27 protein-coding genes and 1 pseudogene are annotated in these 26,244 nt (G+C 71.1%); 14 read left to right on the top strand and 14 right to left on the bottom strand.

What is annotated here, in order from left to right; genetic code table 11:
- From AB0N03_RS50075 to AB0N03_RS50060, 4 genes and pseudogenes are all read left to right on the top strand, one after another.
- A pseudogene (locus tag AB0N03_RS50075) lies at positions 1 to 140 on the top strand (MerR family DNA-binding transcriptional regulator); the annotation flags it as partial.
- 184 nt (positions 141 to 324) lie between these two features.
- Complete coding sequence (locus tag AB0N03_RS50070; RefSeq protein ID WP_364388224.1) at positions 325 to 516, top strand: hypothetical protein; 192 nt, start codon at positions 325 to 327, stop codon at positions 514 to 516.
- Between the two features lie 179 nt (positions 517 to 695).
- Positions 696 to 1,079, top strand: a complete 384-nt coding sequence (locus AB0N03_RS50065; protein ID WP_364388222.1) for an HPF/RaiA family ribosome-associated protein — start codon at positions 696 to 698, stop codon at positions 1,077 to 1,079.
- A 270-nt stretch (positions 1,080 to 1,349) separates the two neighbouring features.
- A complete protein-coding gene (locus AB0N03_RS50060) occupies positions 1,350 to 2,036 on the top strand; it encodes a hypothetical protein (protein ID WP_364388220.1) in 687 nt (228 codons plus the stop codon).
- Positions 2,037 to 2,310: 274 nt separating this feature from the next.
- Here the strand turns inward: AB0N03_RS50060 and AB0N03_RS50055 are convergent, their stop codons facing one another.
- Entirely contained in the window at positions 2,311 to 3,516 is a 1,206-nt protein-coding gene (locus AB0N03_RS50055) for an Ig-like domain-containing protein (protein WP_364388218.1), read from the bottom strand.
- A 177-nt stretch (positions 3,517 to 3,693) separates the two neighbouring features.
- Entirely contained in the window at positions 3,694 to 4,029 is a 336-nt protein-coding gene (locus tag AB0N03_RS50050) for a MiAMP1 family antimicrobial peptide (RefSeq protein ID WP_364388216.1), read from the bottom strand.
- Positions 4,030 to 4,322: 293 nt separating this feature from the next.
- Here AB0N03_RS50050 and AB0N03_RS50045 point away from each other — a divergent pair, with 293 nt between their 5' ends.
- Complete coding sequence (locus tag AB0N03_RS50045; protein ID WP_364388214.1) at positions 4,323 to 7,010, top strand: BTAD domain-containing putative transcriptional regulator; 2,688 nt, start codon at positions 4,323 to 4,325, stop codon at positions 7,008 to 7,010.
- Here the strand turns inward: AB0N03_RS50045 and AB0N03_RS50040 are convergent.
- From AB0N03_RS50040 to AB0N03_RS50030, 3 genes are read right to left on the bottom strand one after another with little or no spacing between them, the layout of a single operon-like run.
- Positions 7,007 to 7,762 (bottom strand): MBL fold metallo-hydrolase, encoded by a 756-nt coding sequence (locus AB0N03_RS50040; RefSeq protein ID WP_364388212.1) that lies wholly within the window; start codon positions 7,760 to 7,762, stop codon positions 7,007 to 7,009. The genes AB0N03_RS50045 and AB0N03_RS50040 overlap by 4 nt on opposite strands.
- Positions 7,756 to 9,003: an RNA polymerase sigma factor gene (locus tag AB0N03_RS50035; protein ID WP_364388210.1), complete on the bottom strand. Its 1,248-nt coding sequence runs from the start codon at positions 9,001 to 9,003 to the stop codon at positions 7,756 to 7,758. Before AB0N03_RS50035 ends, AB0N03_RS50040 begins: the two co-directional genes overlap by 7 nt.
- A complete protein-coding gene (locus tag AB0N03_RS50030; RefSeq protein WP_364388208.1) occupies positions 9,000 to 9,323 on the bottom strand; it encodes a YciI family protein in 324 nt (107 codons plus the stop codon). Before AB0N03_RS50030 ends, AB0N03_RS50035 begins: the two co-directional genes overlap by 4 nt.
- Before the next feature lie 284 nt (positions 9,324 to 9,607).
- Between AB0N03_RS50030 and AB0N03_RS50025 the strand changes: the two genes are divergently transcribed.
- The 5 genes from AB0N03_RS50025 to AB0N03_RS50005 all read left to right on the top strand — a co-directional run bounded on the left by AB0N03_RS50025 (position 9,608) and on the right by AB0N03_RS50005 (position 13,634).
- A complete protein-coding gene (locus AB0N03_RS50025; RefSeq protein ID WP_364388206.1) occupies positions 9,608 to 10,336 on the top strand; it encodes an alpha/beta hydrolase in 729 nt (242 codons plus the stop codon).
- 126 nt (positions 10,337 to 10,462) lie between these two features.
- On the top strand, positions 10,463 to 11,494 hold the full coding sequence (locus AB0N03_RS50020; RefSeq protein ID WP_364388204.1) for a D-isomer specific 2-hydroxyacid dehydrogenase family protein: 1,032 nt from the start codon (positions 10,463 to 10,465) through the stop codon (positions 11,492 to 11,494).
- Positions 11,487 to 12,527 carry a D-alanine--(R)-lactate ligase gene (vanA, locus tag AB0N03_RS50015; RefSeq protein ID WP_364388203.1) on the top strand — a complete coding sequence of 347 codons (1,041 nt, stop codon included), beginning with the start codon at positions 11,487 to 11,489 and terminating at the stop codon, positions 12,525 to 12,527. The genes AB0N03_RS50020 and vanA overlap by 8 nt, the downstream gene beginning before the upstream one ends.
- Positions 12,524 to 13,132, top strand: coding sequence for a D-Ala-D-Ala dipeptidase VanX (gene vanX / locus AB0N03_RS50010; RefSeq protein WP_364388201.1), 609 nt, complete (start codon positions 12,524 to 12,526; stop codon positions 13,130 to 13,132). Before vanA ends, vanX begins: the two co-directional genes overlap by 4 nt.
- Entirely contained in the window at positions 13,113 to 13,634 is a 522-nt protein-coding gene (locus AB0N03_RS50005; RefSeq protein WP_364388199.1) for an N-acetyltransferase, read from the top strand. Before vanX ends, AB0N03_RS50005 begins: the two co-directional genes overlap by 20 nt.
- On the opposite strand, the gene AB0N03_RS50000 is transcribed toward AB0N03_RS50005, so the two are convergent.
- Complete coding sequence (locus AB0N03_RS50000; protein ID WP_364388197.1) at positions 13,611 to 14,690, bottom strand: HAMP domain-containing sensor histidine kinase; 1,080 nt, start codon at positions 14,688 to 14,690, stop codon at positions 13,611 to 13,613. The two genes, AB0N03_RS50005 and AB0N03_RS50000, sit on opposite strands and share 24 nt — an antisense overlap.
- Positions 14,691 to 14,706: 16 nt before the next feature.
- Positions 14,707 to 15,366 (bottom strand): response regulator transcription factor, encoded by a 660-nt coding sequence (locus tag AB0N03_RS49995; protein WP_364388195.1) that lies wholly within the window; start codon positions 15,364 to 15,366, stop codon positions 14,707 to 14,709.
- Positions 15,367 to 15,453: 87 nt separating this feature from the next.
- On the opposite strand from AB0N03_RS49995, the gene AB0N03_RS49990 reads away from it, so the two are divergent.
- On the top strand, positions 15,454 to 15,930 hold the full coding sequence (locus AB0N03_RS49990) for a M15 family metallopeptidase (protein WP_364388193.1): 477 nt from the start codon (positions 15,454 to 15,456) through the stop codon (positions 15,928 to 15,930).
- 44 nt (positions 15,931 to 15,974) lie between these two features.
- Positions 15,975 to 16,988, top strand: coding sequence for an FkbM family methyltransferase (locus AB0N03_RS49985; RefSeq protein ID WP_364388191.1), 1,014 nt, complete (start codon positions 15,975 to 15,977; stop codon positions 16,986 to 16,988).
- Here AB0N03_RS49985 and AB0N03_RS49980 read toward each other — a convergent pair.
- Both AB0N03_RS49980 and AB0N03_RS49975 read right to left on the bottom strand, forming a co-directional pair.
- A complete protein-coding gene (locus tag AB0N03_RS49980; protein WP_364388189.1) occupies positions 16,975 to 18,630 on the bottom strand; it encodes an NAD-dependent epimerase/dehydratase family protein in 1,656 nt (551 codons plus the stop codon). The two genes, AB0N03_RS49985 and AB0N03_RS49980, sit on opposite strands and share 14 nt — an antisense overlap.
- On the bottom strand, positions 18,627 to 19,595 hold the full coding sequence (locus AB0N03_RS49975; RefSeq protein ID WP_364388187.1) for a ScbA/BarX family gamma-butyrolactone biosynthesis protein: 969 nt from the start codon (positions 19,593 to 19,595) through the stop codon (positions 18,627 to 18,629). Before AB0N03_RS49975 ends, AB0N03_RS49980 begins: the two co-directional genes overlap by 4 nt.
- Positions 19,596 to 19,804: 209 nt before the next feature.
- On the opposite strand from AB0N03_RS49975, the gene AB0N03_RS49970 reads away from it, so the two are divergent.
- On the top strand, positions 19,805 to 20,434 hold the full coding sequence (locus AB0N03_RS49970; protein WP_364388185.1) for a ScbR family autoregulator-binding transcription factor: 630 nt from the start codon (positions 19,805 to 19,807) through the stop codon (positions 20,432 to 20,434).
- A 70-nt stretch (positions 20,435 to 20,504) separates the two neighbouring features.
- Here AB0N03_RS49970 and AB0N03_RS49965 read toward each other — a convergent pair whose 3' ends face one another.
- Positions 20,505 to 21,122 (bottom strand): ScbR family autoregulator-binding transcription factor, encoded by a 618-nt coding sequence (locus AB0N03_RS49965; protein ID WP_364388183.1) that lies wholly within the window; start codon positions 21,120 to 21,122, stop codon positions 20,505 to 20,507.
- A gap of 289 nt (positions 21,123 to 21,411) precedes the next feature.
- On the opposite strand from AB0N03_RS49965, the gene AB0N03_RS49960 reads away from it, so the two are divergent.
- A complete protein-coding gene (locus tag AB0N03_RS49960; RefSeq protein ID WP_364388181.1) occupies positions 21,412 to 22,176 on the top strand; it encodes an AfsR/SARP family transcriptional regulator in 765 nt (254 codons plus the stop codon).
- 94 nt (positions 22,177 to 22,270) lie between these two features.
- Here AB0N03_RS49960 and AB0N03_RS49955 read toward each other — a convergent pair whose 3' ends face one another.
- From AB0N03_RS49955 to AB0N03_RS49940, 4 genes are all read right to left on the bottom strand, one after another.
- Positions 22,271 to 22,852 (bottom strand): hypothetical protein, encoded by a 582-nt coding sequence (locus AB0N03_RS49955; protein WP_364388179.1) that lies wholly within the window; start codon positions 22,850 to 22,852, stop codon positions 22,271 to 22,273.
- A gap of 130 nt (positions 22,853 to 22,982) precedes the next feature.
- Positions 22,983 to 23,813 carry an ABC transporter permease gene (locus AB0N03_RS49950; protein WP_364388177.1) on the bottom strand — a complete coding sequence of 277 codons (831 nt, stop codon included), beginning with the start codon at positions 23,811 to 23,813 and terminating at the stop codon, positions 22,983 to 22,985.
- The gene (locus tag AB0N03_RS49945; protein ID WP_364388175.1) at positions 23,810 to 24,736 is read right to left on the bottom strand and encodes an ATP-binding cassette domain-containing protein; all 927 of its coding nucleotides are present in this window, start codon (positions 24,734 to 24,736) and stop codon (positions 23,810 to 23,812) included. Before AB0N03_RS49945 ends, AB0N03_RS49950 begins: the two co-directional genes overlap by 4 nt.
- Before the next feature lie 124 nt (positions 24,737 to 24,860).
- The coding region (locus tag AB0N03_RS49940; RefSeq protein ID WP_364388173.1) for a beta-ketoacyl reductase at positions 24,861 to 26,244 on the bottom strand (1,384 nt) is incomplete at its 5' end.

Genomic DNA, 26,244 nt, shown 5'->3' with positions numbered 1-26,244 from the left:
AACTGCGCATCGCCGCGCGCGTACGGCACCTCGTCGACGAGGGCACGGCCATCGACGCCGCGTGCCGCATCATCACCCTCGAAGACCAGCTCCACGAAGCCCGACGACACAACACCCGGCCCCAACCCGCCGCCGGCTGAACCCGCGAGGTGTACCGCCGGCGCCCCGCGGGTGGTACAGCCAAGATCGCTCCGTACGGTCATGTCGGACGGGGTTCGACGGCCGCGTAACGACCAACTGGTGTCGATTTCTTCCTTATTCCGTGGGGCGTGGGATCACGTAGTGTGCTATTGCCATACACGGCCCCTTTGAGTAGGAGACGACATGCAGTTCGCAAGCGAAGAACCAAAGGAGCCGCGGCAAGTCAAGGTCCCCGACCGGGAAGATTTCGGCTTGGTTGTCGACGAAGGCAAAAGCTTCGGCTCCGGCAACGCTCATGTTTACTGTGTCGGCGTCCACTTCCCGGCCACCGGGGAAGTGAAGTTTTACGACAAGAGCAAGGTCACGACCGTCTGACGCCGCACCGATCGACCGGCAACCGCGGTGGGCCCGACCTGCGGCCCACAGCTCCGACGTCGGCCAAGGAGTTTGACAGCCTGTCGGAGCGTGTCGTCCGGCGCCCTTCCCCGCCCCGGGCAAGTAGGCTCACGGGAACGTCGGCGGCGAATCAGACCGGCCTTCGAAGGGAACCACACGTGCAGATTCAGATCAGCACGGACAAGAACGTCCACGGCAGCGACGAACTGATCCAGCGGCTCGAGGCCGAAGTCCAGTCGACGCTGTCGCGCTTCAGCGACCACATCACCCGCCTGGAAGTCCACCTGAGTGACGAAGTCTCAACGGGTGCAGCCAGCGTGGACCGGCGGTGCGTGATCGAGGCGCGCCCGGAGGGCAGGCCGGCGGTCGCGGTCACCCACCATGCGGGCTCGGTGGACGAGGCGTGCCACGGCGCCCTCCGCAAGCTCGAAAGCGTGCTCGAAACCCAGTCCGGACGGGCGGACCACCGCAAGGGAGGGGAGTCCATCCGGCACATGACGGAGGACGGTCCGACGAACGCCACTGGAACGATCTCTCACTGATTCCGCTGGGGCGAACCCAGTTGCCAGCAACAGCTCCACATGGTGAAGAACCCTTTCGTTTCAGTCGCGCGGCTGGTCGGAGGGTTTTCTGCGTTACCACCAAGGGTGACGGCGTCGACGGCGGACGATGACCGCTATCGCGAGCAGGCATGTCGCCGTTGAGCGTGCCGTCTGGGCGGTGGTCGCTATGCCTTCGAAGGGGCTGCCATGCTGTTCGCATGAGCAAATAGCTCGGTGTCGTTTCGGCAGGTCCGGGCTTAGCTTCGGGCAATGGCGAACGAACTGACCATTCCGCTCCTGCCCTGTCCTTCCATCGACGAGATCGCGTCGTTCTACGAGATGCTCGGCTTCGAGATCACCTATCGGCAGACGCGGCCGAACCCGCACGTCGCGGTGCGGCGGGAAGACATCAACCTGCACTTCTTCGGGATGGACGACTACGACCCGGCGCAGTCGTACAGCACGTGCCTGGTCATCGTGGCGGACACCAGCGAGCTGTTCGAGGCGTTCGCGGCGGGGATGCGGTCCGTGCACGGAAAACTGCTCGTCTCCGGCATCCCGCGCATGACCCGGCCGCGGCTGCGCAACGACCGGTACACCGGGTTCACCGTCGTCGATCCGGGCGGTAACTGGATCCGGATCACCAAGGCCGCCGAGGAACCCGAGGCGCAGACCAAGCTCGCCAAAGCCATGGAGAACGCCGCGAGGCAGGCGGATGCGCACGGCGACGAACGCCAGGGGCTGAAGATCCTGGAAGGCGCGTTGAAGCGGGCGACCGGCGACGAACCGGAGTTTCCGGCGGTGCAGGAGTACCGCGACGAGCTCATCGAACGGCTCAAAGGGTCTGAGCCGCGTCCAGCGAGCAGCCAGCGGTCCAACCCGGTCGTGCGCACCCCGGAGAAGCTGACCCACGTCGGCGAGGAGACGCCGCTTGACCCTGCGCCGAAGTCTCCATGAGGGGGCGCAGCACCAGGACGGCGCTTACCGCCATCAGCCCGAGGGTGCACACCTCGACCAGCAGGCCGGCCAGCAGCACCCGGGCCCGCCACCGGTTCAGGCGGCGCACCTCGACGAGGAGCTCGGCCTGGAGCCGGTACTCGGCACGGCGGCTGACGGCGTCGACGCGGTCCCCGTCGGGCTGTTCCGCGATCGCCAGGAGCTCTTGCGCGTCGATGACCGGCATCCGGGTGGGGGCGTTGACCCGCTCCCACCGCTTCCTGCGCGGCGGGACTCAGCCGCGCAGGGCGCTGCCGGCCTGCCACGCGCTCCAGCTGATGGCCCAGTCGCCGTGGCCGTTGTTGATGGCCAGCTGCGGACCACCCGTATTGGTGATCTCGACCACGTCGCCGACGTTGAATGTGTCGAAGAACCACTTGGCGTTCTCGGTGTTCATGTTGAGGCAGCCGTTGGAGACGTTGTCGCTGCCCTGCACGCCGACCGTCTTCAGGTTCTCGTGCAGGTATTCGCCGTCGTTGGAAATCCGGACGTTCCAGTTCTCCGGTGCCTTGTAATAACCCGGGTCGCCTTCGCACACGCCGTAGCTGCAGGAGTCCATGATCTTGTGGTCCTCCTTCGACAGCACCGTGTGCGTGCCGTTGAAGGTCGGCGTCGGGCCGCGCGGTGGGGTGTTGGCGGTCTTGCCCATGCTGGTCGGCGCGGTTTTCACCAGCTGCCCGTTGTGGAACGCCTTGATCTGGTGCGTCTTGCCGTCCGCCTTCGCGATCCAGGAGTCGTGCACCTTGTAGGTGGCCGAGACGTCCTGGCCGCCGTACACGCCGCCGCCGATCGGCATGCCGAAGGTCGTGGTCTCGAGCTTCACCGTCGAGCCGGCCTTCCAGTAGTCCTTGGGCCGGAAGTGCACTTCGCGCTTGCCCACCCAGTACCAGCCGCCGTCCTGGGCGGGCGAGGACGTCACCTTGAAGGACTTCTCGACCGTGGCTTTGTCGGTGACGTCGTGGTCGAACTTCAGGCCGATGATCAGGCCCACGCCGAAATCACCTGACGCCGGCTGAAAAAGCGTAGGCGTGGCGACCCCGGACGGCTTGAGCGTGTGCACTTCGCCGCGCTGCTCGGTCGCCGCACCCGCCTGGTTCACCGCGGTGGCGACCACTTGGTACGTGGCCGCGTACCGCAGGTGATCCGTGCTGGTCCACGTCGTCTTGTCCGGCGACAGATCACCCTTGACGCCGTTGCCGGTCTGCGGGTTCGTGACCGTGACCGCCTGCAACGTGCCGCTCGACGCCTTGACGACGATCGGGTCCTTCGGGCTCAGCTGGTCCCCGCCCTCGAACGCCACCGTCGCGGCCGGCACCCCGGGCACCGTCGCCGTCCCGGCCGCTCCGGCCGGTTGCGCAGTCCCCACCGTCTCGGTCTGTCCACTACATGCAGCCAGCAGCAAGGCCACCAGGCCGAGCCCGGCGATGCGGATCGTTCTCACGATCCACAAGACGCGCCAACCCCGTCCCAAGTTGTGTAACGATCCGGTCTCTCGAGGACATGGGCGTGGTCCATCGTTCCGCCCTGCTCGATCGCATCCGGAAGAACGCCCGCGCGGTCGCCGGTGACGCCTCGGGCGGTACGTTCTTCCTCTGCGATGACGGACCCGGATGGCGCCTCAGCAGACGATGAGGATCTTGACCCACCCGAAGCTGCCCGGCTGCTCGGCGTCGGTGCCACTGGCGAGGCGGGTGACCGGGACCGGGTTGCCCTGGTTGAACAAATGGCCGCTCTGCCCACGCGCGTCCCACTCGTAGGAGCCGTGGTAGGAAATCGAGTGCTCACCGCAGCCTTCGATGAGCGACTTCTTCCCCGTGTAACCGTTCTTTTCGTAGGCGGTGAAGATCGACGTCGCCGCGAGGTTCGTGGCCGGAGCGGCGACGGCGGGAGACACCGTGGTCACCATCGACGCGACCGCCAGCGTTCCACTCGCCCAGATACCGAACTTCTTCATTTGTGGATCCTCCCCCTCAGGAAGGCGTATCCGGCGGACACGCCTGCTGTACCCCCGTGCTGCCTTCCGCACCCCCAGGTCCGGAAGCCAGTCCCCCGGTCGTCAAGATGCCGCTCCGCCGATCGCGTGAATCGAGCGGGAGTTCGCCCCTGACGCCGTCCGCGCCTGCTATCCCACAACCGGGGAGGGATTCAGGTGCTGGATGAACCGAGTACGTCCACGACTCTGGCCGACGTCTTCATCAGGAACACACCACCGCGATGGAATCGCCTGGTCGTTCGCCTGGGGCGGCGGTGACCGGCGTGGTGCGGTTCCGGGTGCTCGGCGAGGTGGCAGCCTCGGCCGGCGGTGATCGGGTCACCCTCGGGCACGCCCGGCAGCGGTGCGTGCTGGCGGTGCTGCTGGTCGAGGCGAACTTGGTCGTGACGACCGATCAGCTGGTGGACCGGGTGTGGGGTGACCGGCCGCCACTGCGGGTCCGGCAGGTGATCAGCAACTACGTGTCCCGGCTGCGGCAGCGGCTGCCCGCCGACGGCGGCGTGGAACTCCAGCGCCGGGGTGGGGGATACGCGTTGCTCGTCGAACCCGGCCGCGTCGATCTGCACCACTTCCGCCGCCTGGTCCACCGCGCACGCGACGAGCCAGACGAGCACCGCGCCTTGGAGCTGCTGGAACAAGCTTCGGCGTTGTGGTCCGGCGACGCCTTCGCCGACATCGACGTCCCGTGGATCGCCGCGGTGCGCGAAGGCTTGTCGATGGAGAGGTTCACCGCCGATGCCGACCGCATCGACCTGGCGCTGCGGCTGGGCCGGTACGCCGGGCTCTTGTCCGAGCTGACCGCCCGGGCCGCCGCACATCCTCTCGACGAACGAGTGGCCGGGCAGCTCATGCTGGCCCGGTACCACGCCGGCCGCCCGGCCGAGGCCCTCGCGGAGTTCCGCCGGGTGCGGACCCGGCTCGCCGAGGAGCTGGGTGTCGACCCGGGCCCGGCGCTGCGGCAGCTGCACCACCGGGTCCTCAACGCCGATCCGGATCTCACGGCGACCGCTCCGCCGCCGGCGCCGGCCGTGCCCTGGCCGCGGCAGTTGCCGCCGCGGCCAGGTCCGTTCAGCAGCCGCGAAGCCTCGCTGGCCCGGTTGACGGAGTTCCTGGCCGGACCCTCGGCGCCCACCGGCGCGAGTCCGATCGCCGTCGTCAGCGGACCCGGCGGGATCGGCAAGACGTGGCTGGCCCTCGAATGGGCGCACCGTCACTCCGGGCAGTTCCCCGATGGCCACCTGTTCGTCGACCTGCGCGGCTTCTGCGCCGACCGCGAGGGTCCCATGGACCCCGGAGTGGCGCTGCGGGGCTTCCTCGACGCCCTGGGAGCCGATCCGGACCGGCTGCCCACCGAACCGCACGCCCTGGCAGCGCTGTTCCGGAGCGTCACGGCCGACCGGCGCCTGCTGGTGGTCCTGGACAACGCGGCCGACGGCGAGCAGGTCCGGGCACTGCTGCCCGGCGGCGGGCGCTGCGCCGTTCTCGTCACCAGCCGCCGCCGGCTGGCCGGGCTGACCACCGCGCACGGCGCCGGCCGGCTGCACCTGGACGTCCTGGCCGGCGACGAGTCTCGTGCCCTCCTGGCCCGGCGGCTGGGCAGCCGGGCGCGAACCGAGGCGGCGGCCGTGGCCGAGCTGACCGCCTCGTGCGGGGGTTTCCCGCTCGCGCTGGGCATCATCGCCACTCGCGCCCAGATGCACCCCGACGTGCCGCTCACCGAGTTCGCCGCCGAACTGCGCCGCCTGGGCCTGGCCGCGCTCGCCGACGACGACCCGGTCGCCAGCCTGCCCGCGGTCCTGTCCTGGTCCTCCCACGCGCTTTCCGCCGGTGTCCGGACCGTGTTCCGGTTGCTCGGCACCGCGCCCGGGCCCGACATCGGCCTGCCCGCCGTCGCCGCCCTCACCGGCCTCCACCCGACCGAGGCCGGCGCGGCTCTGCACACGCTGGAAGAGGCGTCGCTGCTCAGCCAGCACCCGCGCGGCCGGTACCGCATGCACGAGCTGATCCGGTCCCACGCCCGGTCGGCGGCCGCCGACCCCGACCCCGCTGCCGTGCGCCGGCTGACGGACTTCTACCTGCGGACCGCTTACACCGCCGAACGTCTGCTGAACCCGCACGCGCTGCCGATCCGGCTCGCTCCGGCCGTCGTCCGGCCGCACCCCGTGAACGACGTCGGGGCGGCACTTTCCTGGCTGGACTTCGAGCACGCCAACCTGCTGGCCGTCCAGCAGGCCGCGGCGGAGGCCGGGATGCACGCCGTCGTGTGGCAGCTGGCCTGGGCGCTGGTGACTTTCCAGACGCGTCGCGGCCACCACCGCGAGCAGGCGGCCGTGTGGCGGACGGCGCTGGACGCCGCGCGGCACCTGCCCGACCCCGCCGCCCGCACCGTGGCCCACCGCCGGCTCGGCGCCGCCTACGTCGAGCTGGACCGCCACGACGAGGCCGTCGAGCACCTGCACCTGGCGATGGAACTGGCGCAGCGGCACGGAAACACCGGCGACGAGGCTCATACCCAGTACCAGCTGGCGTGGGCCTGGGGCCGCCGCGGCGCCGACCGGCGGGCCTTGGACTACGCGGTCCGCGCGGTGCAGCTGTGCCGCCGGGCCGACCTGCCGGTGTGGGAAGCGGATGCCCTCAACGTCGCCGGTCGGCACGCGACCCGCCTCGGCGACCACGACGCTGCCCGCCGCCACTGCGACGCGGCGCTTTCGCTGCACCGCAGGCACCACAACGCCCGGGGACAGGCGAACGCGCTGCTCAACCTGGGCGAAATCAGCCGGCTGGCGGGGCACCAGACGGAGGCGGTCCACCGGTTCCGCGCCGCCTCGACGCTGTACCGCGACCAGGAGGTGACTCCCGCGGAGGCGGACACGGCCGACCGGCTGGGCCACACCCGCACGACCGTCGACCGCGTCCACGCGGTGTGGCAGGAGGCCTTCTAGGACGAAGTCCGGGCCTGCTTCAAGTTCGACTGGTGGGGACCGGAAAGCCAGTCCTGCGCAAGACGCGTGTCGGCCGGTTCCTTTCCTTGCCGCAGCGCGTCGAGGTAAGCGCGATCGGCCGTGAGGCGGGCCGCTACCTCGGGACCCTCCGCCACGGCGCCGTGGCCGGGGATCACGACATCCACGCGCCCGGCAGCTTCGCCCAGCCGGTCGAGCGCTGTCTCGTACGCGGTCAGCTGATCGGGGCGGCGGGGGTCCAGGAGCGGGATCAGGACGTCGGAAAGCATGTCGCCGGCCACGAGGACGCCGCGGTCCGGCAGGAAGATCGCCGCGTGGCCGACGGCGTGGGCCTCGTGCTCGATCACCTCGCCCGGCACCGGTCCGCCGTCCGCGGGCAACGGGGTGAGGAGCCCGATCAGCTCGAGGGGAATGTCCGACGCGCTCTCCGCGGCCATCGCCTGCGCGCGCTCCCGGGCTTCGCCGGCCGCTTGGGCGGCGGCGGAGGTGGCGTAGCGCGGTACGTCGCCGAACCGGGAATGCCAGAGCAGGTGGTCCCAGTGGGGGTGGGTGGAAAACCCGGCGACCACCGGAAGGCCGAGCCGGTCCACGTCGTCGGCGAGCTGGTTCAGATCGGCTCCGCCGATGCCGGGGTCGACCAGGGTCAGCCCACCCTCGCCGCGCACCACGACCGCGTTGCTCCAGACCCACTCGCTCTGCCGGACCCAAACGCCGTCGGCCACCTGCTTCAGCATCGATCCACTTTACCCAGCTGGTCACGGCGGCGGCTCAGGTACGCGGTCTCGGCGGTGTTGCCCGCCAGCTCGATGGCTTGGTCGTACGCCGCACGTGACTCCCGGCTGCGACCCAGCCGGCGCAGCAGGTCGGCGCGGGTGGCGTGGAACGGGTGGTAGCCGGCCAACCTGGGCTCGAGGCGGTCAACAGCCGCCAGCGCCACCTCCGGGCCGTCGAGCTCGGCGACCGCGACGGCCCGGTTGAGGGCGACGATCGGCGAGGGGTCGACGCGGACGAGCTGGTCGTAGAGGGCGAGGATCTGCGACCAGTCGGTGTCGCGCATGTCGCGGGCGGAGGTGTGCACGGCGTTGATCGCCGCGAGGATCTGGTAGCGCCCCGGAGCCACCCCGGCGGCGGCCGCGGCGAGGCGCTCGCGCACCAGGCCGTGCCCCTCGGCGATCAGCGCCGCGTCCCAGGCCCCGCGGTCCTGTTCGTCGAGAGCGACCAGCTCGCCGCCGGCCGAGACCCGGGCGGGACGGCGGGCCTCGATCAGCAGCATCAGCGCCAGCAGCCCGGCCACCTCACCGTCGTCCGGCAGGAGGACGCGGATCAGGCGGGTGAGCCGGATCGCCTCGGCCGTCAGGTCGTGGCGTACCGGATCGGTGCCGGGACCGGTCGCCAGGTAGCCCTCGTTGAAGACGAGGTAGAGGACGGCGAGCACGCCGGAGACGCGGGCCGGGAGGTCCTCGGCGGACGGCACGCGGTAGGGGATGCGAGCCGCCTTGATCTTGCTCTTCGCGCGGGTGATCCGCTGCCCCATCGCGCTCTCGGCGACCAGGAAGGCGCGGGCGATCTCGGGCACGGTGAGGCCGCCGACCATGCGCAGCGTCAGCGCCAGGCGGGCGTCCACCCCCAGCGCCGGGTGACAGCAGGTGAAGATCAGCCGGAGCCGGTCGTCGTCGACGACGCCGAGCGGCTCGGGCGGGTCGTCGTACCCCATCCGAGCCTCCTTCTGCTTGTCTTCGCGATTGCTCTCGCGCCGGATCCGGTCGATGGCCTTGCGGTTGGCGGTGGTGGTCAGCCAGGCGCCGGGGTTGGGGGGCACGCCGTCGGCCGGCCACCGCTCGACGGCGGTCGCGAACGCCTCGGCGGCCGCCTCCTCGGCGAGGTCGAGGTCACCGAAGCGCCTGGTCAGGGCGGCGACCACCCGGGCCCACTCCGCGTGGTGCACCCGGGTGATCGTCTGCTCGAGGTCGCTCACCGGAACGGTCGCACCTCGATCTTCCGGTCGCAGACCTTCGACGCCTCGGTGGCGAGCTTCAGCGCCACGTCCAGATCGGGGGCCTCCCACACCCAGACGCCGGCGAGGTACTCCTTCGACTCCGCGAACGGCCCGTCGCTGAACACCGCCTCCTCGCCCCGGTTGTCGACGACCGTGGCCGCGGTGGTGTCCGCGAGCCCGCCCGCGAAAACCCAGTAGCCGTCGGCGATCAGTCGTTCGTTGAACGCGCTGATGGCGGGCTGCCGGTCCGTGCTGCCCGGATCGCTCTTGTCGTCGATCACGGAAACCAGGTACTGCATCCGAAGGTCCTCTCCACTGGTGCCGATACGAAGGTGGTGCGTCAGTTTCCCGCGTACCGCGGCTTCACCCCTGCTACGAACGCCTCCGCCCCGATCCGACACATCGTCCCCGGAAAAACCGGTTGGCGGCCACCGCGACCCCTGTTATGTTCCCGGTGGCCGTGCGAGAGAACGAGGAGGTGGTACCCGTGAACACAGCGACATGGGTGCTCCCCTCCGGGGTCACGGCCGGGCGATAGGTCGTCCGGGAGCGCCGCTCACGAGCACTCCCGAAGGGCACGACCATGCGATTCACCTCCGAACAGCGCCTCGACGACGACGTCCTCGAGCGCGAATTCACCCTCGGCGAGGTCCCCGGCATCCTGTGGACGCCCGGATCCGCGTCCGCGCCGGCCCCGCTGATCCTGCTGGGCCACCCCGGCGGACTGCGCAAGATGTACCCCCGGCTCGCGGCCCGGGCCCGGCACTCCGTGGCGGAGGGCTACGCCGCGGCCACCATCGAGCTCCCCGGCTGCGGTGACCGGCCCCGTTCCGCCGCCGCCGACGCGGCCCGCGCCGACCTGCGCCGGGCGCTGGCGGCCGGCGAGCCGGTCGACGAGATCGTCGACCGGCTCGTCCTCCCCCTGGTCGACCAGGCGGTCCCGGAATGGCGGGCCGCCCTGGACGCGCTCCTCGCGCTGCCCGGGATCGGCGGCCCGGTCGGGTTCGCGGGCGGGGTGATCGCCGTCGGCATCCGGCTGGCGGTGGTCGAGCCGCGCATCGCGGCCGCCGTGCTGTTCGCCGGGAGCTTCGTGCCCCGCAGCATGTTCGAGGAGGCCCGGCAGGTCACCATTCCGCTGCTGGTCCTGCTGCAGTGGGACGACGAAGGCAACGACCGGCAGCTGGCGCTGGACGTGTTCGACGCCTTCGGCTCCCAGGAGAAAACGCTGCACGCCAACATGGGCGGCCACACCGGCGTCCCGCAGTTCGAGGGGGACGCCGGGAACCGGTTCTTCGACCGGCACCTGAAGTGAGGCCGGGCCGGTAGGCCGGGGCCGCCGGGCCTCGCCCGGCGGCCCCGGCACCCGCCGGCGGCCTATCGCCGGCGTATCGAAAACCGCATACGGGCCGGCAACACCGCGCCGGTTTGACTGGCCGGCATGACCTACGGCGAACCAGCACGAACGGCGGTCCGATCGCCGGCGGCCTCACCCCCTTCGGCCGTCCCGGCTACGGGAATCACGATCTACGGTTGCGAGCCGGACGAGGCCGACCTGTTCCGGGAGCTGGCGCCGCGCTTCGGCGTGCTGCCGACCATCACCGAGGCCGCGGTGTCCGAAGCCGGCGTCGGCCTGGCGCTCGGCAACCGATGCGTCAGCGTCGGCCACAAGACTCGCGTCACCGGCTCCACCCTCCTCGCGCTCGGCAACGCCGGCGTGGAGTACCTCTCCACGAGGAGCGCCGGGTTCGACCACATCGACGTGGACTACGCCGAGCGCGTCGGCATCCGCGTCGAGAACGTCTCCTATTCCCCCGACAGCGTCGCCGACTACACCCTGATGTTGATGCTGATGGTGGCGCGGAACGCGAAATCCGTCCTCCGGCGCGCGGAGGTCCACGACTACCGGTTGAGCGAGGTACGCGGGAAAGAGCTGCGCGACCTGACGATCGGGGTGATCGGGACCGGCCGCATCGGCGCCGCGGTCATCGACCGGCTGCGGGGTTTCGGCTGCCGGACCCTGGCCCACGACAGTCGTCCGCAGAGCTCCGCCGACTACGTCCCGCTCGACGACTTGCTCGTGCAGAGCGACGTGGTGACGCTCCACACGCCCCTCACCGCGGACACGCACCACCTGCTGGACCGCCGGCGCATCGCGCGGATGCGGCGCGGCGCGGTCGTCGTCAACACCGGACGCGGCCCGCTCATCGACACCGAAGCCCTCATCCCGGCGTTGGAAAGCGGGCGGCTGGGCGGCGCGGCGTTGGACGTCCTCGAAGGCGAGGAAGGGATCTTCTACGCCGACTGCCGGGACGAACCCGTCGTGAGCGAAGCGCTTTCGCGGCTGCAGCGCATGCCGAACGTGCTGATCAGCCCGCACACCGCCTACTACACCGACCACGCGCTGAGCGACATCGTCGAAACCAGTCTCGTCAACTGCCTGACCTTCGAAAGCGGGAAGCAGCATGGATAGGGTGAAGGTCGGGATCATCTTCGGGGGCTCCACCGAAGAACATCCCGTCTCGGTCAAGTCCGCGCGCGAGGTCGCGAAACACCTCGACACCGAAAAGTACGAGCCCTGCTGGATCGTGATCACGAAGAGCGGCGCCTGGAAGCTCTGCGACGGCCCCGACGCGGACTGGGAGAACGACGACCGCTGCCGCCCGGTCGTGCTGTCCCCGGATCGCACCGTCCACGGGCTGCTCGTCCTGGAGGAGGGGCAGTACCGGACGATCCGGCTGGACGTCGTGTTGCCCCTCCTGCACGGCAGGCTCGGTGAGGACGGCGCGATGCAGGGTTTATTGGAACTCGCCGGCGTCCCGTACGCCGGCTGTGACGTCCAAAGCTCCGCCCTGTGCATGGACAAGTCCCTCACCTACGTCGTCACCAGGAGCGCGGGCATCGCGACGCCGCCCTTTCGGATCGTCACGGCGGACGAGAAGGTCGATCCCGAAGAGCTGAGCTATCCCGTCTTCGTCAAGCCGGCCCGTTCGGGGTCGTCTTTCGGCGTCAGCAAGGTGTCCCACGAGGAGGAGCTGCCGGGGGCGCTGGAAACCGCGCGGCAGTACGACTCGAAGGTGCTGATCGAAGAGGCGGTCGCCGGCCGCGAGATCGGCTGTTCGGTCCTGGGGAACGACGACCTGCTCGTGGGCGAGCTGGACCGGGTCGCGCTCTCGCACGGTTTCTTCCGGATCCACCAGGAGAGCAACCCCGAAAGCGGGTCCGAAAACTCGATGTTCATCGTCCCCGCGGACATCCCGGCGGAGGCGCGCTCGCTCGTCCAGGAGACGGCGAAGGCCGTCTACCGCGCCCTGGGCTGCCGGGGACTGGCGCGGGTGGACCTGTTCCTGACCGACGACGGGACCGTGGTCCTCAACGAGGTCAACACCTTGCCCGGCCTGACGTCGTACAGCCGTTACCCGAGGATGATGGCCGCCGCGGGGCTGCCGCTCGGCGACGTGCTCGACCGGCTGGTGTCGCTGGCGCTGACGGGAAAACCCCGGTGAACGACGATTTCGTCTTCGTGGACGAGTTCGCGCCCGGACTGCGCTGGGACGCCAAGTACGCGACGTGGGACAACTTCACCGGCAAGCCGGTGGACGGGTACCTGGCGAACCGGGTCGTCGGCACGCGGGCGCTGTGCGCGGCCCTGGAAAGCGCGCGGGAAAAGGCCGGGTCCCTCGGCTTCGGCCTGCTCCTGTGGGACGGCTACCGCCCGCAACGCGCCGTGGACTGCTTCGTGCGCTGGTCGCGGCGACCGGAGGACGGCCGGACGAAGCCGCGGCACTACCCGAGGATCGCCCGGGCCGAGATGTTCGAGAAGGGCTACGTGGCGGCCAAGTCGGGCCACAGCCGGGGCAGCACCGTCGACCTGACGCTCTACCACCTGGACACCGGTGAACTCGCCGCCATGGGCGGTGACCACGACCTGATGGATCCGGTCTCGCACCACGGCGCGAGCGGGATCACGCAGGCCGAAACGCGGAACCGCCACCACCTCCGCTCCGTCATGGAGACCTGTGGTTTCCGCCCGTACGAGCGCGAGTGGTGGCACTACACGCTGAGGGACGAGCCCTACCCGGACACGTACTTTGACTTCCCCGTCGGATAGCCGGGAGATCCGCCCGGTCCGGGCCGCCGACGCCCCGCGTCTCACCGCGCTGCTGGCCCAGCTCGGGTACCCGGGCGAACCCGGCGTGGTGGCCGCCCGGCTGGCGGTCGTCCTGAGCTCGGCCACCCAGCGGGTGCTGGTCGCGGTGCCGGCCGACGACTCGCGCATCGACGGCTACCTCGGCGCCGAGCGGCGGCCGGCGCTCCTGCACCAGGACGAACACGTCGAGATCACCGGCCTGGTCGTCGACGCGGCGGCGCGCCGGTGCGGCGTCGGCCAAGCCCTGGTGGCGGCCGCCGAAGAGTGGGCGGTGCGGCACGGCCTGCCCACGATCGTGGTCCGCTCGAACGTCGCGCGCCCCGAGTCCCACCCGTTCTACGAAGGGATCGGGTACCGGCGGAAGGCGACCTCGCACGTCTATCGCAAGGAGATCCGAGGCGTGCCGGCACCGCGCGTCATGGTCGCCGGACGGCGGGGGTCACCGGAGCCACCACCGTGGTAGCGACACCGTGATGCGGAGCCCGCCGCCGGGGCGGGGTTCGAGAGCCAGCGTCCCGTCGTGTGCCTGGGTGATGGTCTTGACGATCGCCAGGCCGAGGCCGGCTCCCGCGTGGTCGGTGCGGATGCGTTCGGTGCCGCGCCGGAACGGTTCGACCAGCGTGGAAACCAGCCGCGGGGTGAGCGGCTCGCCGGTGTTCTCGACGGTGAGCACCACGGTCTTGGGCCGCACGCTCGTCGTCACCCACACCGTGCCGCGGTCGGGCCGGTTGTGGACGATCGCGTTGTGCACCAGGTTCGTCGTCAGCTGCAGCAGGAGCGCGTGCGAGCCGTGGGTGGGCGTGACCTCGCCCGAGGTCTCGATGGTGAGGCCGCGTTTTTCCGCGAGGGGCAGCAGCGTTTCCGTCGCCTCCTCCGCGACGAGCGACAGGTCGACGCGCTCCGGGGTGAAGGAGCGCTGGTCGGCCCGGCTGAGCAGGAGCAACGCTTCGGTGAGGTCGATCGCGCGGGCGTTGACGGCGTGGAGGCGGTCGACGAGCTCGCCGGAGACCGGCGCCGGATCGGTGCGGGCCACCTCGAGCAGCGCCTGCGAGATCGCCAGCGGGGTGCGCAGTTCGTGGGAGGCGTTGGCGGCGAACCGCTGCTGTTCGGCGACCTGGGCTTCGAGCCGGGTGAGCATCGCGTCGAAGGCGTCGGCGAGCTCGCGGAACTCGTCCTTGCGGCCGTCCAGCCGGATCCGGTGGGAGAGCGATCCGCCGGTGGCCATGCGGGTGGCGTCGGTGATGCGGGTCAGCGGGGCGAGCATGCGGCCGGCGAGGATCCACCCGCCCAGCAGGCCGAACACCAGCAGGAAGACCACCACCACGCCCGCGGCCGACGTGAAGGTGCTCATCAGGCCGGCGCGGTTCAGCACTCCTCCGGGCAGGACCGCGACGTCGGGCAGGTGACTCCGCAGGAAGATCCACACGGTCATGAGCAGCAGCGCCCCGGCGAGCATGAGGAACCCGGCGTAGCTGAGGGTGAGCTTGAGGCGGACGCTCAGCCCCGGCTTCCGGTCCACGGTCTCCTCCCCCACTTCAGGTGCCGATCCGATAGCCGACGCCGGCGACGGTCGTGATGACCCAGGGCTCGCCGAGTCGCTTGCGCAGCGCCGAAACCGTGATGCGCACGGCGTTGGTGAACGGGTCGGCGTTCTCGTCCCACGCGCGCTCCAGCAGCTCTTCGGCGCTGACGACACCGCCTTCGGCCGCGACGAGCACTTCGAGCACGGCGAACTGCTTCCGGGTCAGCGCGACGTAGCGGCCTTCGCGGTAGACCTCCCGGCGGAACGGATCCAGGCGCAGGCCGGCGATCTCCCGGACGGGTGGCCGGTGGTGGGCGCGCCGGCGGTCGAGGGCTCTGAGCCGGAGGACGAGCTCCCGGAGTTCGAACGGCTTCGTGAGGTAGTCGTCGGCGCCGAGTTCGAACCCGGACGCCTTGTCGTCGATCCGGTCGGCGGCGGTCAGCATGAGGATCGGCATGCCGCTGCCGGAGGCGACGATGCGTTCGGCGACCTCGTCCCCGGACGGGCCGGGGATGTCGCGGTCGAGGACGGCGATGTCGTAGGTGTTGACGGTCAGCAGTTCGAGGGCGGTGTCGCCGTCGCCGGCGATGTCGGCGGCGATCGCTTCCAGGCGCAGGCCGTCGCGGACGGCTTCCGCCAGGTAGGGCTCGTCCTCGACGATCAGCACGCGCACGGTCCCGATGCTACGAGCCGGCGCGTATCGCCGGCATATCCGAAGCCGGATACGGGCCGGCAACACGACGCTGCCTTGACTGCGGGCATGCCCTACACCGAATCGGCGCTCCGGCGGGCCGAAGGCGCTGTCCCCGTCCCCGTGCCGGTCTTCGACGACGAGACTCCGGCCGTGGCCAAGCTCGATCCGGCCCTGCTCGACGCCCTGCGCCGAGCCGCGACGGCAGCCGCGGACGACGGGGTCGAGATCGTCGTCAACGGTGGCTGGCGGTCCCGGGAGTACCAGGAGCAGCTGTTCCGCGCGGCGGTTTCGAAGTACGGGTCGGCAGCGGAAGCCGCCCGGTGGGTGGCCACCCCCGAGACGTCCGCGCACGTGCGGGGGGACGCGGTCGACATCGGACCTCCCGAGGCCAGCGCGTGGTTGTCCGCGCACGGCGCCGGGTACGGGCTCTGCCGGATCTACCGCAACGAACCGTGGCACTTCGAGCTGCGGCCCGAGGCCGTCGAGCGGGGGTGCCCGCCTCTGTACGCCGACCCCACGCACGACCCTAGGATGCGGCGGTGACCGGGCCGTTCGTTGGAGGGGTAGTGGCGCGACAGGTTCCCGACGTGACGGGACTCGATCCGGCGTTGGCCCGGCGGTTGCGGACGACCGTCGCCTGCACCGACGCCGACGACATCCCCAAGGTCGAGCACGCCGGCGAAAGCCGCGACCACGACGGCGGCCGCGTCCAGCTCATGCACAACGGCCTGCTCGTCGAAGAAGGCGGCTACTACGGCCCCTGGATGACCGAGGCCATCCGCGTCCTGCGCGGCCACCACGAACCCCAGGAAGAGCTCGTCTTCCACCGCGTCCTGGAACGCCTAGCCGCCGACGGCGGCGAACCCTCGATGATCGAGTTCGGCAGCTTCTGGACCTACTACGGCCTTTGGTTCTGCCACGCACTCCCCGCCGGGACCGTCGTCGCGGTGGAACCCGACCCCGCCTACCTCGAGGTCGGCCGCCGCAACGCCGCGCTCAACGGCCACACCGGCCGCGTCCGGTTCGTCCACGCCGCCATCGGCGACGAGCCCGGCGAACCGCTGGCCTTCGAAGCCGAAAGCGACGGACGGACCCACACCGTCGCCCAGCACGACCTCGCGTCCCTGATGTACGACGCCGAACTGCCCCGGGCGGACCTGGTCCTGGTCGACGTCCAGGGCGCCGAGACGGTCCTGATCGAGCGCGCCCGCGAGGTCTTCGAGGCCGGCCGGGTGCGGTTCCTGATCGTCTCGACCCACCACCACTCGATCTCCGGGGACGCGCTCACCCACCAGAACGCCCTGCGGCGCCTGCTCGACGCCGGCGCCCACGTCATCGCCGAGCACACCGTCGGCGAGTCGTTCAGCGGAGACGGCCTCATCGCCGTCTCCTTCGACCCGCGGGACAAGGACCTGACTGTGCCGGTCAGCCACGCCCGGTACCGCGAATCGCTGTTCGGCGAAACCGAATACGAACTGGCGCGCGTCACCGCCGAACGCGACGGCCTCCGCGCCGAACTCGACGCGGTCTTCGCCACCAGGGTGTGGCGCTGGGCGAAGAAACCGCGTGCGGTGTACGCCCGGCTCGTCAACCGTCGTTGAGGGCGGTTCCCCGTTCCCGGAGGCCGAGTGATTCGCGGTACCAGCCGGCCGCTTCCGCCAAGCTCGGGCCGAAGCCCGGGCCCGGGGAAACGCCGGTCAGTTCCCAGATGCGGTCGCTCTCGTACCAGTGATCCCGCGTGAGCAGGGAGTACTGGTGGTCGGTCAGGGTCGGGAGCGCCGCTCGCGTGCGGGCCCGGTGCTCGGCGAGCGGCAGGTCCGCGACCGGCACCGGCAGGTCGAGCAGCTCGCAGACCGCCGTGACCAGGTGCCGCATCCGGACCGGCCGGGGGTCGGCCACGTGGAAGACCTCGCCCGCCCCGGCCGGCCGGGGGTTGAGCGCCAGCTCGACGATGGCCGCGGCCAGGTCGGCCACCGCCACGAGCGAGGTGCGGGCCGCACCGCCCGCCGCCCAGGCCGGGACCGCCCGGATCCAGCGGGCCAGCGCCGGCACCAGGTGCCGGTCGCCGGTGCCGTGGACCAGGTGCGGCCGCAGCACGGTGCCCCCGGCCGCCAGCACGAGCCGCTCGCCCGCCAGCCTGCTGCGGCTGGTGGCCGAGGCCGGGTCGGTGACCAGCTCGGCCCCGGGGTGCGGGTGCTCGCTTGCCGGGACGGCCACCGCGCCGGGGCCGCCCTGCGGGCCCTCGCCTGCCGGGCCTTGCTGACCGGCGGACGGCCCCAGATCCGCCTCCGGCCAGGACTCGCCCGGCACGCCCCGGCCGGTCGACGGCCCCAGATCCGCCACCAGACCGAGTCCGATGCGCTCGCCCGGCCCGCCTCCCCGGATCGCCGACACCGGATCCGCCACCAGACCGAGTCCGCGGATCGGCAATACCGGGCCCGCCACCGAGTCGGAGCCGACCCCCAGGCCACTCCGAGCGGCCGATGGCGCCGGATCCGCCACTTGCGCGGACCCGGCCCCCAGACCTTCACCCGCCGACCCACTCCGAACGGCCGACAGCGCCGATTCCGCCACTTGCGCGGACCCGGCCCCCAGACCTTCACCCGCCGACCCACTCCGAACGGCCGACAGCGCCAGTTCCGCCACTTGCGCGGACCCGGCCCCCCGACCTTCACCCGCCGACCCACTCCGAACGGCCGACAGCGCCAGTTCCGCCACTTGCGCGGACCCGGCCCCCCGACCTTCACCCGCCGACCCGCTCCCGCAGGCCGACAGCGCCAGTTCCGCCACTTGCGCAGACCCGACCCCGCCCCGACCGGCCGAAGCCCTCCGAGCCGCCAACCCGGACCCCGGCACCGCCGCACCGCGGTGCTCGCCGTCCCGATAGACCGCGCACGTGCTCAGGTACAGCAGCCCCGGCGTCCCCGCTCGGCGCGCTTCGGCCAGGAGATTTGCCGTGCCCTCCTCGTTCACCGCCCGGCACGAACCGGGGTCCCCGCCGATCTGGGATGCCAGGTGCACCAGCATCGTGATGCCGGTGCACGCCCCGGCCAGGCCCGGGGCGTCCGTGAGGTCGCCCCGCCACGTCGTCACTCCCGCGTCCGTCATCCACCCCGGCACCGGGCGCCGGACGAAGACGCGGACCCGGGGGCCCATTCCTCGTCCGACCAGCTCGCGCAGCACCGCCGTGCCGACGAAGCCGGTCGCGCCGGTGACCAGGATGTCCGGCTCACCGGCCGTCACGACAAGCGCATTCCCAGCGTGCCGCTCGCGGCCGTGGCGCCCTTCTGGCGGACGTCGACCCGGACGGTTCGCGTGCGGCCTGGCCCCGGCTTGTCCGCTTCGACCACCAGCACGCACTCGGAGTCGAACTCCACGTACTTGTCGAACCGGAAATCCGCGCGCGCCGGGAGGGCGTACGGGTCGCCGATCGCCAGCAGGGCGGCCTGCCGCGCGCCTTCCAGGAGCACCATGCCCGGCACGTGGTCGACCGGGTGGTCGAAGAGCACCGCGTGGTCCGGGTCGAACCGCAGCGCCCACGTGCCGTCGGTCGGCGTCGCCGCCACCAGCACGTCCTCCGCGCGGTCCCGGCCGACCGACGCCGGGGAGACGCCGGGCAGCACCGCCGCTTGGAACGGGGTCGCCGCGAAGTGGTCGCCGCGCACCCGGCGGTAGATCGCCGAGGACACGCAGCGCCAGCGCTCCGACGCGGTCCCGATCCGGCGGCCGTCGCGGAAGCAGTCGAAGTCCAGCCGCATGCCGCCGATGTTCTTGCCGCGGTACTCGACCTCGTGCGCGCTGACCCGCAGCACCACGTCGACCGGACGGCCCGAAGTGGCCAGCCCGGTCTCTTCGACCGAGTATTCCTTGTGGTCGGAAAGGAAGCTGTGGCTGAGCGGAATGCCGTACGCCCGGTGCGCGATCAGCAGGACCGCCTGGCGGACGGTCTCCGCGTACAGCATCGGGTCGTGGAACGCGGGCGTCCGCGGCCCGAAGAAGCCGTGCCGGCGCGGCCACTGCGCCCCTACCTCGAACCGGCCCGGGCCGAGGATGTTCAGATCGGTGACGAAGACCTCCGAGACGGCCGCGCGGTGCACTAAGCTCCGTGGGATGGTCTGCTGGAAGTCGACCGCCTGCGCCGCTGGGACGTCGATGATCTTGGTCTCGGAAATTTCGCGCGCAGATTCCTGAAGGATGGTGCCGACCATGACGGTCCTCCTAAGAATGTCTTACCCCAGTACCCCAGTCACTTTCTCACTTCCTTTGTAGCCCAACCGGACACCTAAAACCATACCAACCGAGCGGTTTTTTTTAGTGGCTTTTCGGGGCTCCGGGTCGTAGACTGGCGTCCTGACGCACGAGGTACCGCCGAATGGTCTACTGTGGACCGGCCGGCCACTAGCGAGAGGGGCTGGACGTGGCCCGCCAAGAACGCGCAGAGCAGACACGGAACGCGATCCTCGAGGCAGCGGCCTCCCGGTTCGACGCGGTCGGCTTCCTTGGTGCGAGCCTATCGGACATCCTGACCGAAGCGGGTGTCACGAAGGGCGCGCTGTACTTCCACTTCAAGTCGAAGGACGATCTGGCCGACGCGCTGATCGACGAGCAGTTCACGGTCTGGGACCCCCTCTCGGAGATCGAGAACCCCGGGCTGCAGACGGTCATCGACCTCACCCAGGGGATGGCGGCCAGCCTGCTGTCCGACGTCCGGGTGCGGGCCAGCATCCGGCTCGTCATCGAGCAGGGCTCGTTCATCGCCCCCGCGGACAGCGCCTACAAGCGGTGGATAGACACGATCCACGGCTGTCTGCTCGCCGCGAAGGCCGCGGGCGACCTGCGCAAGGAGATCAACCCGCACGACCTCGCGCAGTTCGTGCAGGCGTCGTTCACCGGGGTCCAGCTGAGCTCCCAGGTCATGACCGGGCGGATGGACCTGCTGGAGCGCGTGACGTTCATGTGGAACACGATCCTGAACGCCGTCGTGCCGCCCCGCCGCCTGCACCGGTTCATCCCGGAGGGCACGCTCCGGGAACACGCCTCGGTCTGAGCACCGCCTGAACGGGCGGTCGGGCACCCCGCCGGACCGCCCTGTTTCCGATGTTCTCGTCGCGTTCCCGTCACGCCCCCGCGCCCGCCGTCGGCCGCGGCGACCGCTCGGTCAGCTCGAAGAGCCGCCACAGCTTCGCCAGCGTCACGGCGAGGTCGCTGTCCGGCACGACGATCCGGCTGGACACCACGGATTCGAGGCCGACGCAGGTGACTACCACCAGCAGCTCCGCGGTCTCGAGCGACACGTCGGCGCCGAGCTCGCCGCCGTCGATCGCGTCGGCGACGTACTCGTGGACCTGGGCGAGCCACGTGCGGGAGAACACGACGAACCGCTCGTCCACGGACCCCATCTCACGCGCCATGCGGAAGCTCGCGCCGACCGTGGGATCGGTGTCGAGCCAGCGCATGAGGGCGCGGCTGAGCTCGGCGAGACTCCGCAGGGCCGGCCGCGGCGCCGCGAGCCGCCGGCCCACGTACGCGCGCAGCACGTCCGTCGCGGCGATCTGCACCTCGTCGCAGATCTCGTCCTTGGAGGAGAAGTGGAAGTACAGGCCACCCTTGGTGACACCCGCCGCCTGCGCGATGCCCACCATGCTGGTGGCCGCGTAGCCGTCCCGGTGCAGCAGCGCCGCCGCGGCTTCCAGCAACACGCGCCGCGTATGTTCCGAGCGTGCCTGCTTGGTCACCTTCGGTCCCCTCCACTCGAGCCGTCCGCGCAGGGGACCCCGCGCTCCCGATCATGATTACATACCAACCACCCGGTTTACAACTAGGGAACCCCAGAAAATGGCCCCTGGCAAGGTAAATACTGATCTTCGCCAAAGAAAACCGACCGACCTCCCGGTTTTGTCTTGAAAACCGGGAGGTCGGTTTAGTATGCTGCCGAGGTGGGACCGGGCAGATGGGCGCTGGAGGACACACTGGGGGCGCCAGGCCGGGTAGATCCGATCGACGCGGACACCGGAGGCACTGGAAATGGACTACGAGATACTGGGGCAGTTGAAAGTCGGCGGGCGGCCCGGCGTCAGCGCCCCGCGGGCACGCAAGATCGAGACACTGCTCGCCGTGCTGCTGGTCAAGCGCAACCGGGTGGCGACCACCGAGCACCTGATCGGCGAGCTCTGGGGCGAACACCCGCCCGCACGGGCCAGCGCCGCCCTGTACGTCTACGTCTCGCAGCTGCGGAAGCTGCTGCGCGGCACGGGTGACGACGCGGACGACAGCCCCGTCGTGACCAGCCCGCACGGCTATTCGCTGCACGTCACCGACGGCGAGCTCGACGCCGACCGCTTCACCCGTCTCTACCAGCGGGGGCGGGCCCTGTACTGGGACCGCAACTACCGGGAGGCCGCGGCCGTCCTGCGCGAAGCCGCCGACCTGTGGCGCGGCGAACCGTTCGGCGGCTTCACCGACTCCTCCGACGTCCAGGCCTACTCCGCGCTGCTGGAGGAAACCCGGCTGGAGTGCCTGGAGCTGCTGATGGAGACCGAGCTGCTGATCGGCCGGCACCGCGAGGTCGTCGGACAGCTTTCCGCGCTGGCGAAGGAGCACACCCTGCGCGAGACGTTTTACGAGTACCTGATGACGGCCCTGCTGCGGTCGAACCGCCGTGCCGAAGCGCTGGAGACCTTCGCTTCCGCCCGGAACCACCTCGTCCAGCAGCTGGGTATCGAGCCCGGCAGTTCGCTGCGGAAGCTGCACCACAGCATCCTCGTCGGCGAGATGTCGGACGCGGTCTGACCCACTCCGCGTCCGGCCCAGCGGCCCGGTCCACCCGCCACCAGCGGGGACCGGGCCGCTTTTCCGTTCAGTGAATACCGTGAGGTCGGTGCGGTCAGCTGCGGTAGAGCGACACGACCGGCTCACCGCACGCGGTGGGCTCGCCGTACCAACCGCCCGAACGAGCCGCCGCGAGCGCCAGGCCGGCCAGTTCGGCCATCAGGTCCAGCTCCGCGGGCCAGACGTAGCGCAGTGGCACCCGGGCATCGGCCAGGAACAGCAGCTGGCGGGCGCAGTCGTGCCCGGTGACGAGCGGGTGCGCCGCCCAGCGGGCCGGGTCGGGGTGGAACCCCTGCACGACCAGTGCGCCGCCGGGACGAAGCAGCGTCGCGAGCCGGCGGACCAGGCGCACCTGCTCCCGCTGCACGAGCAGCCGCGAGAGGACGTCCGAACCCGCGTAGACGACGTCGAAGCGCTCGGCGGGCAGGCGGTCGACACCGGCGTCGGCGACGGCATACCCGCCGGCCGCGACGGCGTCGGCCACCGGGCCACCACCAAGGACGAGCACGCGGGGGCGGCGACCGGCCCGGCCGGCGACCTCGGCGAGGAACGCCGCGGCGCCGGCCGGATCGCCGGCCAGCGGGGCGAACCAGGCGTCGAGGGTCGCGGCCGGGTTCTCGACGGTACGGGTCGGCATCTGGCCACCTCGGTTCACGCAGTGCTCGGATGTTCTCCACGCAGCGTGCCCGACCGACCTAAAGTCGACCTTGCGCACGCGAAAAGGCGGCCCGCGCGGGAACGCGGGCCGCCTTCGTCGCGAGCGGTGCTCAGCCGCGAGCGCGCTGGTGGAACTTCCGGATCGCGAGGTACCCGGCTCCGGCGGTGATGACGACCCACCAGGCCAGCGCCAGCCAGCCGGTCGAGCCCAGCTCCGTGCCGAACATCAGCCCGCGGACGGCGTCGATGAGCACGGTCACCGGCTGGTTGTCGACGATCACCCGCAGCACCGACGGCATCGACGCCGTGGGCACCAGCGCGCTGGTGGCGTAGGGGGCGAAGACGAGGATCATGCCGAGGCCGCCCGCACCCTCGACGGTCTTGGCGATGGACCCCAGCAGCGTCGCGAACCAGAACACGCCGGTGGCGAACAGCGCCAGCAGGCCGATGACCCCGAGCCAGCCGAGGACGCCGGCCGCGGGCCGGAAGCCGACGGCCAGGCCGACCGCGATCATCACCACGAACGAGAGCAGGCTGCGCAGCACACCGGAGACGACGTGGCCCACGAGCACGGCCGAGGCCGCCATGGGCATCGACCGGAACCGCTCGACGAGGCCCTGCGTGAGGTCCGCGGCCACCCCGACCACGGTGGACGTCGCGTTGAAGCCGATGCTGACGGCCAGCAGACCGGGGATGAGGTAGTCGATGTAGGCCATGCTGCCGGGCACGTTGATCGCGCCGCCGAACATGAAGCGGAACAGCAGCAGGAGCACGATCGGCAGCGACACCGCCTGGATCAGCATCTCCGGGTTGCGGACGATGTGCTTGACGTTGCGCCCGACCAGCACCCGGCAGTCGGACAGCGCCAGCGCGAACGGGGATCGGCTCGGGGTGTCGGGGAGCTGCGTTCCCTCGACCTCCCTGGACAGGGTCTGGGTCATCGCTTTTCTCCCGCGGTTCCGGTCAGTGCGTGGAAAACGTCGTCCAGGGTCGGCTCGGACAGCTCGAGCCCGGTGGTCTCGAGGCCCGCGTCGGCGACCTGGTTGAGCACCCGCCGGACCTGGCCGGGCTGGTCGATGGGGACGCTGACCGTGTCGTCGATCAGCACGCCGCCGGTCACGGCCTGCGCGCGCTCCGCCTCGGGGGCGGTCGCGAAGGTGAGCTTCAGCCGCTCGCTGCTGACCTTGCGCTTCAGCTCGGCCGCCGTGCCCTCGGCGACCACGCGGCCCTTGTCGATCACCGCGATCCGGTCGGCCAGCTGGTCGGCCTCCTCGAGGTACTGCGTGGTGAGCAGGATCGTGGTGCCGCCGTCGAGGAGCTCGCGGATCGCGTCCCACATCGCCGAGCGGCTGCGCGGGTCGAGGCCGGTGGTGGGCTCGTCGAGGAACAGCACCGGCGGCGAGGTGATCAGGCTGATCGCCAGGTCGAGCCGGCGGCGCATGCCACCGGAGTACGTCTTGACCTGGCGGTCGGCGGCTTCGGTCAGGTCGAACTGCCGGAGCAGGTCGGTGGCGCGGGCCTTCGCCGCGGCCGTGCCCAGGTGGAACAGCCGCGCCATCATCTGCAGGTTCTCGCGGCCGGTGAGCAGCTCGTCGACCGCGGTGTCCTGCCCGGTGAGGCCGATCTGCTCCCGCACCTTCCGCTTGGGCCCGTCGAGGTCGTGGCCGTTGATGGTCACGGTGCCGCCGTCGGCGTCCAGCAAGGTGCTCAGGATCCGCACCGTCGTGGTCTTCCCGGCGCCGTTCGGGCCCAGCAGCGCGAACATCGTGCCGCGCCGCACGCTCAGGTCGACGTTTTCCAGGACGTTCACGTCGCCATAGGACTTGCGCAGCCCCCGTGCTTCGATTGCGTAGCCGGTGACCATCGGTTACCTCTCCTTGTTCGGGTCAAGATCGTTGTGAAGCACGGGAAACTCCGCGTCCAGTGGGCCACAGCCCGTTCAGGGGCGGCAATAAGGGCCGGGTCGGGCCGGGATAGGGGTGGACTCGCTAGTCGTCGTCGCCACCGCCGATCGCCATGCTGATCAGGGCGTCGGTGTCGAGGTCGTCGATCGTCGCCGCCTCGACGGCGGCCGGCTCCACGGTGTCTTCGCGCTCGGGCAAGCGCACGCCCGCCAGCTCCAGCAGCCCGTCCAGGAGCCCGGCGGCGCGCAGCTTCTCCAGTGGGATGCCCACCAGCGCGTCGCGAACCCCTTGCTCGGTAACGGCTTCTCCGGTCACCTCGGCCTCGGCCGGCGCGAGTTCGCCGACGAGGTGCTCGGCGAGGATCCGCGGGGTCGGGTAGTCGAAGATCAGGCTCACCGGCAGTTTCATGCCGGTGACGAGGCTGAGCTTGTTGCGGAACCCGGTGGCGGACAACGAGTCGAAGCCGACCTCGTTGAACGAGCGGTCCGGCTCCACCGCCTCCGGCCCGGCGTGACCCAAGAGCGCCGCGGCGTGCGTGCGCACCAGGGTCAGCACCGTCGGGACGCGCTTGTTCACCGGCAGGCCGGCCACCTTCTCCGCCAGCGACTCGGTGTCCTCGGCCGCGTCCCGCGCCGCGCGGCGGCCGGGCGTGCCGGCCAGGCCGCGCAGCACGGCCGGGAGGTCGTCGTCGCCGGACGAACCCAGCACGCGCGGGTCCAGCGCGATCGGCACCAGCAGCGCCTCCCCCGCACCCGCCGTGGCGTCCAGCAGCCGCAATCCGTCCTCGGTGGACAGAGGGGTGATGCCGGTCTCGCCGATCCGGTGCGCGTCCGCGTCCTCCAGCGCCGCGCCCATGCCGCCGCCCCACAGGCCCCACGCCAGCGAGGTGCCGATGAGGCCCTCGGCGCGGCGCCGGGCCGCCAGCGCGTCCAGGAACGCGTTGGCCGCGGCGTAGCTGCCCTGCCCCGGCGCGCCGAGGACCCCGGCGGCCGACGAGAACAGCACGAACGCGGTGAGGTCCAGCTCGCGGGTCAGCTCGTGCAACGCCTGGGCCGCGTCGACCTTCGGCCGCAGCACGGTGTCGAGCCGGTCCGGCGTGAGCGACGTCAGCACGCCGTCGTCGAGGACGCCGGCGGCGTGCACCACCGCCCGCAGCGGCGCGTCGGCCGGGATCCCGGCCAGCAGTGCCGCCAGCGCGTCCCGGTCGGCCACATCGCAGGCGGCCAGGGTCACGTCGGCGCCGAGCCCGGTCAGCTCCTCGCGGAGCTCGGCCGCACCCGGAGCCGTGGCCCCGCGCCGGCTGGTGAGCAGCAGGTTGCGCACGCCGTGCTCGGTGACCAGGTGCCGCGCCACGGCCGTGCCGAGCGCGCCGGTGGCGCCGGTGACGAGCACCGTGCCCCCGGCGTCCCACACCGGAGCCGCCACCGCGTCGGGCGCCCGGACCAGCCGCGGCACCAGCACCGCGCCC

Origin of the sequence: Amycolatopsis sp. NPDC051061, from assembly GCF_040682935.1 — a bacterium.
GTDB lineage: Bacteria > Actinomycetota > Actinomycetes > Mycobacteriales > Pseudonocardiaceae > Amycolatopsis.
The sequence above is the reverse complement of the archived record's forward strand: the minus strand, read 5'-3'. Positions and strand labels throughout refer to the sequence as shown.

Coding starts and splice junctions, on each gene's coding strand:
- AB0N03_RS50070 (WP_364388224.1), top strand. CDS start 325: ATGCAGTTCGCAAGCGAAGAACCAAAGGAGCCGCGGCAAGTCAAGGTC.
- AB0N03_RS50060 (WP_364388220.1), top strand. CDS start 1,350: ATGGCGAACGAACTGACCATTCCGCTCCTGCCCTGTCCTTCCATCGAC.
- AB0N03_RS50050 (WP_364388216.1), bottom strand. CDS start 4,029: ATGAAGAAGTTCGGTATCTGGGCGAGTGGAACGCTGGCGGTCGCGTCG.
- AB0N03_RS50040 (WP_364388212.1), bottom strand. CDS start 7,762: ATGCTGAAGCAGGTGGCCGACGGCGTTTGGGTCCGGCAGAGCGAGTGG.
- AB0N03_RS50030 (WP_364388208.1), bottom strand. CDS start 9,323: ATGCAGTACCTGGTTTCCGTGATCGACGACAAGAGCGATCCGGGCAGC.
- AB0N03_RS50025 (WP_364388206.1), top strand. CDS start 9,608: ATGCGATTCACCTCCGAACAGCGCCTCGACGACGACGTCCTCGAGCGC.
- AB0N03_RS50020 (WP_364388204.1), top strand. CDS start 10,463: ATGACCTACGGCGAACCAGCACGAACGGCGGTCCGATCGCCGGCGGCC.
- vanA (WP_364388203.1), top strand. CDS start 11,487: ATGGATAGGGTGAAGGTCGGGATCATCTTCGGGGGCTCCACCGAAGAA.
- AB0N03_RS49990 (WP_364388193.1), top strand. CDS start 15,454: ATGCCCTACACCGAATCGGCGCTCCGGCGGGCCGAAGGCGCTGTCCCC.
- AB0N03_RS49975 (WP_364388187.1), bottom strand. CDS start 19,595: ATGGTCGGCACCATCCTTCAGGAATCTGCGCGCGAAATTTCCGAGACC.
- AB0N03_RS49960 (WP_364388181.1), top strand. CDS start 21,412: ATGGACTACGAGATACTGGGGCAGTTGAAAGTCGGCGGGCGGCCCGGC.
- AB0N03_RS49955 (WP_364388179.1), bottom strand. CDS start 22,852: ATGCCGACCCGTACCGTCGAGAACCCGGCCGCGACCCTCGACGCCTGG.
- AB0N03_RS49950 (WP_364388177.1), bottom strand. CDS start 23,813: ATGACCCAGACCCTGTCCAGGGAGGTCGAGGGAACGCAGCTCCCCGAC.
- AB0N03_RS49945 (WP_364388175.1), bottom strand. CDS start 24,736: ATGGTCACCGGCTACGCAATCGAAGCACGGGGGCTGCGCAAGTCCTAT.